Annotated in this window: 2 protein-coding genes; both read right to left on the minus strand. The window is 76.3% G+C overall.

The genetic code is table 11. The features are described from left to right. Positions 1-29 precede the first annotated feature (29 nt). Positions 30-5,702: an SDR family NAD(P)-dependent oxidoreductase gene (locus tag WAB15_RS30520; RefSeq protein WP_407289323.1), complete on the minus strand. Its 5,673-nt coding sequence runs from the start codon at positions 5,700-5,702 to the stop codon at positions 30-32. Next, entirely contained in the window at positions 5,666-10,381 is a 4,716-nt protein-coding gene (locus WAB15_RS30525; RefSeq protein WP_407289324.1) for a type I polyketide synthase, read from the minus strand. Before WAB15_RS30525 ends, WAB15_RS30520 begins: the two co-directional genes overlap by 37 nt. Positions 10,382-10,392: the final 11 nt, after the last annotated feature.

The raw sequence follows: 10,392 nt of genomic DNA on the forward strand, positions 1-10,392 counted from the left end.
ACCTTTCCGACAGCCGGCACGACGGCTGGTCAATTGGCATTGCTGAACCGGTTGTCCACCAGGTCGAACAGTTCCTCGTCACTCGCCGCGTCGAGCCCCAGGTCCGCGTCGGCGCCGTCCTGCCCGGTCAGCTCGGTCAGCAGATCCGACAGCCGCGCAAGGGCCCGTTCGCGCACCTCGTCCCCCTGCCGCGTGGCGCGCAGTCCGGCCGCCAGCCGGTCGAGGCCGGCCAGGACGTCGGCGGCGGGCCGGTCCCCGTCCGGGGCCAGCAGCGTGCCGAGGTGCCGGGCGACGGCCTGCGGCGTGGGGTGGTCGAAGACCAGGGTGGTCGGCAGGCGGCGCCCGGTCGCGGCGGCGAGCCGGTTGCGCAGCTCGACGGCGGTCAACGAGTCGAAGCCCAGCTCCAAGAAGCCCCGGGTGTCCGCGATCTCGTCCGGGGAACGGTGCCCCAGCACCGTCGCCACCGTGGTGCGTACGAGGTCCAGCAGCACCCGCTCCCGCTCGTCCTCGGGCAGCCCGTCCAGGCCCTCGACGGCCGTCGGCTCCGACGGGCCCGTGGCGCCGCGCCCGAGGGCCGCCGCCCTGCGCACGGCGGGGCCCGCCAGGGTGCGCAGCACCGGTGGGACCGCACCGGAGGCGGCTCGCGCCCGTAGGGCCGCCGCGTCGATCCGCAGGGCCGCCAGTACCGGGTCCCCGTCCGTCAGTGCCCGGTCGAAGAGCTCCAGGCCCTCCTGTGAGGTCAGCGGCCGCATTCCCGAGCGCGCGATCCGGGCCAGGTCCACCTCGCCGAGGTGTCCGGTCATTCCGCTCTGCTGCTCCCAGAAGCCCCAGACCAGCGACGTGGCGGGCAGGCCGGCGGCCCGGCGGCGCTGCGCCAGCGCGTCCAGGGCCGCGTTCGCCGAGGCGTACGCCGCCTGCGCGGCCGTCCCGAGGACGCCCGAGGCCGACGAGAACAGCACGAACGCCGACAGGTCCGTCCCGCGGGTCAGTTCGTCGAGGTGCGCCGCCGCGTCGGTCTTGGGGCGGGCGACCCGGCCGAGCCGCTCCGGTGTCACATCGGTCACCATCGCGTCGTCCAGCACCCCGGCCGCGTGGATCACGGCGGTCAGCGGGGCGCTGTCGGGTATCCGCGCCAGCAGCGCGGCCAGGGCGTCCCGGTCGGCCACATCGCATGCGGCCACCTCCGCCGCGGCGCCCAGCTCGGCCAGCTCCGCCACCAGCTCGGCGGCTCCCGGGGCCGACGGGCCCTGGCGGCCCACCAGCAGCAGGCGGGTGGCGCCGTGCTCGGCCGCCAGATGACGGGCCAGCAGCCTGCCGAGCAGGCCGGTGCCACCGGTGATCAGTACGGTCCCCTCGGCGAACGGCCGCTCCCGCTCGGGCCGTTGCGCCGGTATGCCGGCCTTGGCCAGCCGCGGCACCAGAGCCTCGCCGGCGCGCACCGCGATCTGCGGTTCGCCGGTGGCCAGCGCCGCGGCCAGCTGCTCGGCGGGCGGACCGGCGCCGTCGAGGTCGACCAGGACGAAGCGGTCGGGGTGCTCGGTCTGCGCCGACCGCACCAGCCCCCAGACCGCCGCCTGCGCGGAGTCCGGGACGTCCTCGGTGTGCGCCGCCACCGCGCCGCGGGTCACGAACACCAGCCGCGAGGCCGCGAGTTGGTCGTCGGCGAGGTAGGCCTGGAGCAGCTCCAGTGCCCGCACCGTCGTGGGCCGTACGGCGTCCATGCCGGCGCTGTCGCCGTCGCCGTCGGCGGGGTCCGTGGCGCAGGACACCACCACGGCGTCGGGCTCCGGGCCGCCCGCGCGAAGGCTCTCGCCCAGCGCGGCCAGATCGGCGTGGCGCCGCAGCGCGGCCGGTGCGTCCGCGCTCTCCTCGAAGCCGGGGGCGGAGCCCACCAGCGCCCAACTGCCGGGCGCCGCCTGCCGCGCGGCCGGGGCGGCCGGCCAGGTGAGGCGGTACAGCCCGTCGTGCCGGGGCCGGTGCGCGGGGGCCAGTCGGGCCGGGTCGACCGGCCGAAGGGCCAGCGAGTCCACCGTGGCCACCGGGTTCCCGGCCGGGTCGGTGAGGGTGACGGTCACCGCGTCCGTGCCCGCCGGCGACAGCGCCACCCGCAGCGCGGACGCCCCGACGGCGTGCAGCGCGACGTTGCTCCACGAGAACGGCAGCAGCAGGGGCCGCCCCTGCGCCGGCTCCGCTCCGTCCTCGCCGGCGGCCAGTGCCACGGCGTGCAGCGCCGCGTCCAGCAGCGCCGGATGCAGGCCGAAGGACTCGGCGTCGGCGAGGTGTTCGTCGTCGAGCCGTACCTCGGCGAAGACCGATTCGCCCCGCCGCCAGGCGGAGCGCAGTCCTTGGAAGGCCGGCCCGTAGGCGTAGCCCCGGTCGGCCAGCCCGGTGTAGTGGTCGCTCACGTCGAGGGCGACCGCGTCCACCGGGGGCCAGGCCCCGCTCTCGGACGCGGGCGGCGGTCCGTCCTCGACCAGGACGCCGGACGCGTGCTGCGTCCAGGGCTCCTCGTCCCCGGTCCTGGAGTGCACGCCGACGGTCCAGCCCTCGGCGCCGTCCCGGTGGGCGGCGACCACCTGAAGCGTCACCTCGCCGTCCTCGGGCAGCGCCAGCGGGGCCTGGATCGTCAGCTCCTGCACCTGCCCGACACCGAGCAACTGTCCGGCGTGCAGGGCCAGTTCGAGGAACGCCGTGCCGGGCAGCAGTACCGTGTCGTGCACCGCGTGGTCGGCGAGCCACGGATGGGACCGGGCCGAGATCCGCCCGCTGAGCACCAGCCCGTCCCCGGTCGCGGTGGCGACGACCGCCCCGACCAGCGGGTGGTCGCCCGCCGCGAGGCCCGTCGCCGCGAGGTCCGCGCCGCCGTCCCGGTCGTCCAGCCAGTACTGCTGCCGCTGGAAGGCGTACGTCGGCAGGTCCACCCGGGCCGCCTCGCGGCCCGCGAACACCGGTGTCCAGTCGACGTCGACGCCGTGTGCGTACAGCCCGCCGGCCGCGCGCAGGAAGCCGTCCAGCCCCCCGTCGTCCCGGCGCAGCGACCCGGTCACCAGCGCGCCGGTCACCTCGGCGTGCTCCATCGTCTCCTGCATCGGCACGGTCAGCACCGGATGCGGGCTGATCTCCAGGAAGGTGTCGTATCCGCTCGTCGCCAGTTCCCGGGTGACCTCCGCCAGCCGCACCGGCTGCCGCAGGTTGCGGTACCAGTACTCGGCCCCCAGGTCGTCGGCCTGCAGGAAGGTGCCGGTGACCGTCGAACGGAACGCCACCCGCGGCGTGTTGGGGGTGATCCCGGCCAGCGCCCGGTGCAGATCGTCGCGGACCGCCTCGACCTGCGGGGAGTGCGAGGCGTAGTCCACCGGGATGCGGCGGGCCCGCAGGCCGTCCTCCTCGCACCGGGCCATCAGCTCCTCCAGCGCCTCGCCGTCGCCGGAGACCACCACCGACGAAGGGCTGTTGACCGCCGCCACCGACAGCCGCTCGCCCCAGGGCGCGAGCAGCGCCGCGGCCCCGGTCTCGCCCAGCGCGACGGTGACCATGCCGCCGTGGCCGGCCAGCGCCCGCAGCGCCTTGCTGCGGACGGCCACCACCCGGGCCGCGTCCTTGAGCGACAGCACGCCCGCCACGCACGCGGCGGCGATCTCGCCCTGCGAATGGCCCACCACCGCGTCCGGTTCCACGCCCACCGAGCGCCACAGCGCGGCCAGCGACACCATCACCGCGAACAGCGCCGGCTGCACGATGTCGACCCGCTCCAGCCAGTCGTCGTCCGCCTCGCCGCGCAGCACCCGGAGCAGCGACCAGTCCACGTGCGGCGCCAGCGCCGCGGCGCACTCCTCGACGGCCTCCCGGAAGACCGGTGAGGTCCGAAGCAGCCCGGCGGCCATCCCGGCGAACTGCGAACCCTGGCCGGGGAAGACGAACACCGTCTTCTCCCGCCCGGCCGGAGCCCCGGCACCCGCCCCGGCCTCGCCCGCCGGGCCCGTGACGACCGCCGGCGACTCCTCGCCGCGCGACAGCGCCACCAGACCCTTGACCAGTTCGCTCCGGTCGGCGGCGACCACGACCGCGCGGTGCGCGAAGACCGACCGGGTCGTCGCCAGGGCGTGCCCGATGTCCGCCGCGGCCACCTCCGGACGGGCGTCGGCGTACTCGGCCAGCCGCGCCGCCTGCGCCCGCAGCGCCTGACGGCTCACCCCGGACACCACCCACGGCGTTGCCGAGGGACCGGCCGCCGCGGGGCGGGTGTCCGGCACAGCGGCCTCGGCGGCGAGGTCCTCGGGGGCGGCCTGCTCCAGGACGACATGCGCGTTGGTGCCGCTGACCCCGAAGGACGAGACGGCCGCCCGGCGCGGATGGTCGTCCGCCGGCCACCGCCGCTCCTCGGTCAGCAGCCGCACCGCGCCCGCCGACCAGTCGACATGCGGCGTGGGCTCGTCCACATGCAGCGTCCGCGGCAGCACGCCGTGCCGCATCGCCATCACCATCTTGATCACTCCGGCCACACCGGAGGCCGCCTGGGTGTGCGCGATGTTGGACTTCACCGACCCCAGCCACAGCGGACGGTCCGCCGCCCGGCCCTGGCCGTAGGTCGCCAGCAGCGCCCGGGCCTCGATCGGATCGCCCAGAGTGGTCCCGGTGCCGTGCGCCTCGACCGCGTCGACCTCGGCGGGCGACAGCCGGGCGTCGGCCAGCGCGTCCTCGATCAGCCGCTGCTGGGACGGGCCGTTGGGGGCGGTCAGGCCGTTGCCGGCGCCACCGTGGTTGACGGCGGAGCCGCGGATGACGGCCAGCACCGGGTGGCCGTTGCGCCGCGCGTCGGAGAGCCGCTCCAGCACCAGCGCGCCGGCGCCCTCGCCCCAGCCGGTGCCGTCGGCCGCCGCGGCGAAGGACTTGCACCGGCCGTCGGAGGCCAGCCCGCGCTGCCGGCTGAACTCCACGAAGGCGTTCGGGGTGGCCATCACGGTCACCCCGCCGGCCAGCGCCAGGGAGCACTCCCCGGAGCGCAGCGCGTGGCACGCCTGGTGCAGCGCCACCAGCGAGGACGAGCAGGCGGTGTCGATGGTCACCGCGGGACCGGTCAGCCCCAGGACGTAGGACGTCCGCCCGGCCGCCACGGCCGCGGTGCTGCCGGTCAGCCGGTAGCCGGCCACCTCGTCGCTCGTGCTGACCCGCGAGGGGAAGGCGTACCCCTGGTGCGTCAGCCCGACGAAGACCCCCGAGCGGCTGCCCCGCAGGGACACCGGGTCGATACCGGCCCGCTCCAGCGCCTCCCAGACGACCTCCAGCCACAGCCGCTGCTGGGGGTCCATCGACAGCGCCTCGCGCGGGTTGATCCCGAAGAACTCGGCGTCGAACCCCGCCGCGTCGCCGAGGAAGGCGCCGGTACGGACGTAGCTCCTGCCCGGCCGGCCCGGCTCCGGGTCGTACAGCTCCTCAAGGTCCCAGTTCCGGTCCTCCGGAAGCCCCGAGACGGTGTCGGCGCCGTCGGCGACCAGGCGCCACAGCTCCTCCGGGGACGCGACGTCCCCCGGGAAGCGGCACCCCATGGCGACGATCGCGACGGGCTCGTGCTCGCGCTGCTCGGCGTGGTCGAGACGGGCGCGGGTCTGCCGGAGCTCGGTGGTGACCAGCTTCAGGTACTGGCGAAGTTTGTCCTCTGAGGTCGTCACGAGATTCCAAGCTCCTTGTTGACGATGTCGAATATCTCCTCGTCGGTGGCCAGCGTCAGCGCGTCGTCACCGGCCGCGTCGGCGGCGGTGCCCTCGGACCGGTCCCACTTCCACAGCAGCGACCGCAGCCGGGCGACGACCCGGCCGCGCGCGTCGTCGTCGGGCGCCAGCGCCTCGACGGCCGTCTCCCACCGGTCCACTTCGGCGAGCACCGCGGTGATCTGCTCGCCGCCGGGCCGAAGTTGCGCGCGCAGATGCGTCGCCAGCGCGGCCGGAGTGGCGTGGTCGAAGACCACCGTGGTCGGCAGGGCGAGACCGGTGGCCTCGTTGAGCCGGTTGCGCAGCGTCAGCGACGCCATCGAGTCGAACCCGAGGTCCCGGAACGCCAGCGTGGCCCGGACCTGATCGGCCGTGCGGTGTCCCAGGGCGTCGGCGGCATGAGTGCGCACCAGGTCCAGCAGCAGCCGGTCCTGGTCGTCCGCGCCCAGCGCCGCGAGCCGCTCCCGCAGGGCGTCGGCCCGGCCGGGCCCCGCGGCGCCCTGGACGGCGCGCCGCGCCTCGGGCAGGTCGCTCAGCAGCGCGCGGGAGCGGGACATGCTGTACGCGGGGGCGAACCGGTCCCAGTCGATGTCGGCGAAGGCCGTGTGGGTCTCGTCGCGGTCGAGCGCCGCCCGCAGGCCCGCCAGCGCCGTCTCCGGGGCCATCAGCGGTACGCCGCGCTCGCGCAAGCGCTCGCCCGCACCGTCGGCGGCGGCCATCCCGCCGCCGTCCCAGGCGCCCCACGCCACCGAGGTCGCGGCCCGGCCCTCGGCCCGGCGGGCGCTGGCCAGCCCGTCCAGGAAGGCGTTGCCCGCCGCGTACGCCGCCTGCCCGACGTTGCCCCACAGCCCGGCGCCGGAGGAGAAGAGCACGAACGCGTCGGGGGACCGGCCGGGGGACCCGTCGAAGACGGCGTCCAGGTTCCTGGCGCCTTCGACCTTGCCGGACAGCACCGCGGCGAGCTCCGCGAGGTCGCACTCGGCCAGCGGCTTCTCGGCCTGGACCGCGCCCGCGGTGTGCACGACGGTGCCGACCGGATGCCGCTCGGGCAACGACTCGACCACCCGCCGCAGGGCGTCCCGGTCGCCGAGGTCGCAGGCGACGACCGTCACCTCGCTGCCCAGCCGCTTCAGCTCGTCGGTCAGCTCGGCCGCACCGGGGGCGTCGGGGCCCCGGCGGCTGAGCAGCACCAGGTGCTCTGCGCCCTGGGCGGCCAGCCAGCGGGCCACCTGTGCGCCGAGCGCGCCCGTTCCGCCGGTCACCAGCGCGCTGCCGGTGGGCTGCCAGGCGCGCCGCACCGGCGCCTGCGCCAGCGGCGAGCGCACCAGCCGGCAGCCGTGCACCCCGTCGGTCCGGACGGCCAGTTGGCCCTCCTCGCCCGGGCCGGCGAGGACGCCGACGAGGCGGGACAGGGCGGACTCGTCCAGCTGCTCGGGCAGATCGACCAGACCGCCGCGACGCTCGGGCCATTCGAGCGCCGCCACCCTGCCCAGCCCCCATACGGCCGCCTGCGCCGGATGCCGTACCGGGGCGTCGTCGGTGGCCACCGCGCCCTGGGTGAGGCACCACAGTGGGGCCTCGATCCCGGCGTCGCCCAGCGCCTGCGCCAGCACCGCCGTCGCCGCCAGTCCCCTGGACAGCGCGGGCAGATCCGGCAACGGCCGCTCGTCCGCGGCGAGTACGGACACCACACCCGCCAACGGCCCCTCACCGGCGGCCTCCCGCAGCCGGCGGGCGAGCGTCGCCCGGTCGGTCGCGGCCGCGTCGAGGCCGAGGCGGAGCACCTCGTCCGCCCCGGCGCGTTCGCACGCCGCCAGCACCTCGGCCGCCGGGCCGTCGCCGCCGTCGGAGGAGACGAGCAGCCACCGGCCGGACAGCCGGTCCGGGCCGGCATCGGGCAGCGCCGCCCAGTCGACGCGGTAGCGGTGGTCGTCCACCCGGGACGGGTCCGCCTCCGCCGCGTCCGCCGCCAGCCAGAACCGCTCACGCTGGAAGGCGTACGTCGGCAGCGCCACCGGCCGGGCGCCGGTACCGGCGAACACCTGGGACCAGTCCACCGCGACGCCGCGCACGTACAGCTGCCCCAGCGCCGCCAGCAGCGCGCGCTGCTCGGGCTCGTCGCGGTGCGCCGCGGCGGCGAAGACGGCGTCACCGGTGGCGGCGCACTCCTGGCCCATCGCCGCGAGCACCGCGTCCGGGCCGAGTTCCAGGAACGTGGTGGCGCCCTCGGCTTCCAGCGTCCGCACCGCGTCGAGGAACCTGACCGTCTCGCGGGCGTGCCGCGCCCAGTACTCCGGCGTGCACACCTCGTCGGCCCGCACCACGGCGCCGGTCAGCGCGGAGACGAGGGGAATCCGCGGGGCGTGCAGGGACACCCCCCGCACCACGGCGGCGAACTCCGCCACCATGGCGTCCATGCGGTGCGAGTGGAACGCATGGCTGACCCGCAGCCGCTTGGTGTCGCGTCCCTGGTCGGCGAAGTGCGCGGCCACCTCGGCGACGGCGTCCTCGTCACCGGCGACCACCACGGAGGAGGGGCCGTTGACCGCCGCGAGAGCGGCCCGGCCGGCCCGCTCCGCCAGCAGCGGCGCGACCTCGTCCTCGGTCGCCTGCACCGCGGTCATCGCCCCGCCGGGCGGGAGCGCCTGCATCAGGCGGCCCCGGGCGGCGGCCAGGGTGGCCGCGTCGGCGAGCGACAGCACCCCGGCGACATGTGCCGCGGCCAGCTCGCCGATGGAGTGGCCGGAGACGAAGTCCGCCCGCACCCCCCACGACTCCACCAGCCGGTGGAGCGCGACCTCCACCGCGAACAGCGCGGGCTGGGTCCAGCCGGTCTCGTCCAGCAGTCCCTCGGTGCCGGGCCGGCCGAGGACCACCTCGCGCAGCGGCCGGTCGAGATGCCGGTCCAGCTCGGCGCAGACCGCGTCGAAGGCCTCCGCGAACACCGGGTACCGGGCGTACCACTCACGCCCCATGCCCACCCGCTGCGCGCCCTGGCCGGTGAACAGGACGGCCAGCTTGCCGTCGGACACTTCACCGCGCGCACCGGCGCCGGGCCGCTCGCCGCCGGCGAGCCGGCCGAGGCCGTCCGCCAGCTCGGCGCGGTCCGCCGCCACCACGACCGCCCGGTGGTCGAACGCCGAACGCGTCGTGGCCAGGGAGTACGCCACATCGGCGAGGTGCCCGGCACGGTCGCCTTCGAGATGCCGGCGCAGCCGCTCGGCCTGGGCCCGCAGCGCGTCCTCGTCCCGGCCCGACACCACCCAGGGCAGCGCGAGTTCGGCCGCCTCGGGCGGGCGCGCGGCGTCCTCGTCCCGGTCGGCCGCGGGGGCCGCCTCGACGATCACATGGGCGTTGGTGCCGCTGATGCCGAAGGACGACACCCCGGCGCGCCGCGGCCGCCCCGGGTCCGGCCACCGCCGGGTCTCCGTCAGCAGCTCGACAGCGCCGGCCGACCAGTCCACATGGGTCGAGGGCCGGTCGACGTGCAGGGTCTTGGGGAGCACGCCGTGCCGCAGCGCCAGCACCATCTTGATGACGCCGGCGACGCCCGCGGCCGCCTGGGCGTGCCCGATGTTGGACTTCACCGAGCCGAGCCACAGCGGGCGTTCGCGCTCGCCGTCGAACGTCGCCAGGATCGCCTGGGCCTCCATCGGGTCGCCGAGCGGCGTGCCGGTGCCGTGCCCCTCGATCGCGTCGATGTCCCCGGTCGACAGGCCCGCGTCGTCCAGCGCCTGCCGGATCACCCGCTCCTGCGACGGTCCGTTCGGCGCGGTCAGCCCGCTGCTCGCGCCGTCCTGGTTCACCGCGGTGCCGCGCACCACCGCCAGGATGCGGCGGCCGTTGCGGCGGGCGTCGGACAGCCGCTCCAGCAGCAGCACCCCGGCGCCCTCGCTCCAGGCGGCCCCGTCGGCGGCGTCGGCGAACGACTTGCAGCGGCCGTCGGGGGCCAGCCCCCGCTGCCGGCTGAACTCCACGAACGTCGACGGGGTCGACATCACCGTCACCCCGCCGGCCAGGGCCAGCGAGCACTCGCCCCGGCGCAGTGCCGAGGCCGCCAGGTGCAGTGCCACCAGCGACGACGAGCACGCGGTGTCCACCGTCACGGCCGGGCCCTCCAGGCCCAGGGTGTAGGAGATCCGGCCGGAGGCGACGCTGCCGGCGCTGCCCGTGCCGAGGTACCCCTCCACCTCCTCGGTCGCCACGCCGGGCCGGGCGCCGTAGTCGTGGTACATCACTCCGGCGAAGACACCGGTCCGGCTGCCCCGCAGCGCCAGCGGGTCGATGCCGGCCCGCTCGACCGCCTCCCAGGAGGTCTCCAGCAGCAGCCGCTGCTGCGGGTCCATGGCGAGCGCCTCGCGCGGCGAGATGCCGAAGAACCCGGCGTCGAACTCCGCCGCGTCGTAGAGGAATCCGCCCTCCCGCGTGTACGAGGTACCGGGCCGGTCGGGGTCGTCGGAGAACAGCGACGTCAGATCCCAGCCCCGGTCGGTGGGGAACCCCGCGACGGCGTCCCGGCCGTCCACGACCAGCTCCCACAGCTCCTCGGGGGAGCGCACGCCGGCCGGGTACCGGCAGCCCATCCCGACGATCGCGATCGGCTCGACCGCGGCCTGCGCCGCGTTCCTGAGCCGCTCGTTCTCCTTCAGTGAAGCCCGTAGTGCTTCGACCACCGCTTCAGACG

It is taken from the genome of Streptomyces sirii (assembly GCF_045690365.1).
Lineage (GTDB): Bacteria > Actinomycetota > Actinomycetes > Streptomycetales > Streptomycetaceae > Streptomyces > Streptomyces sirii.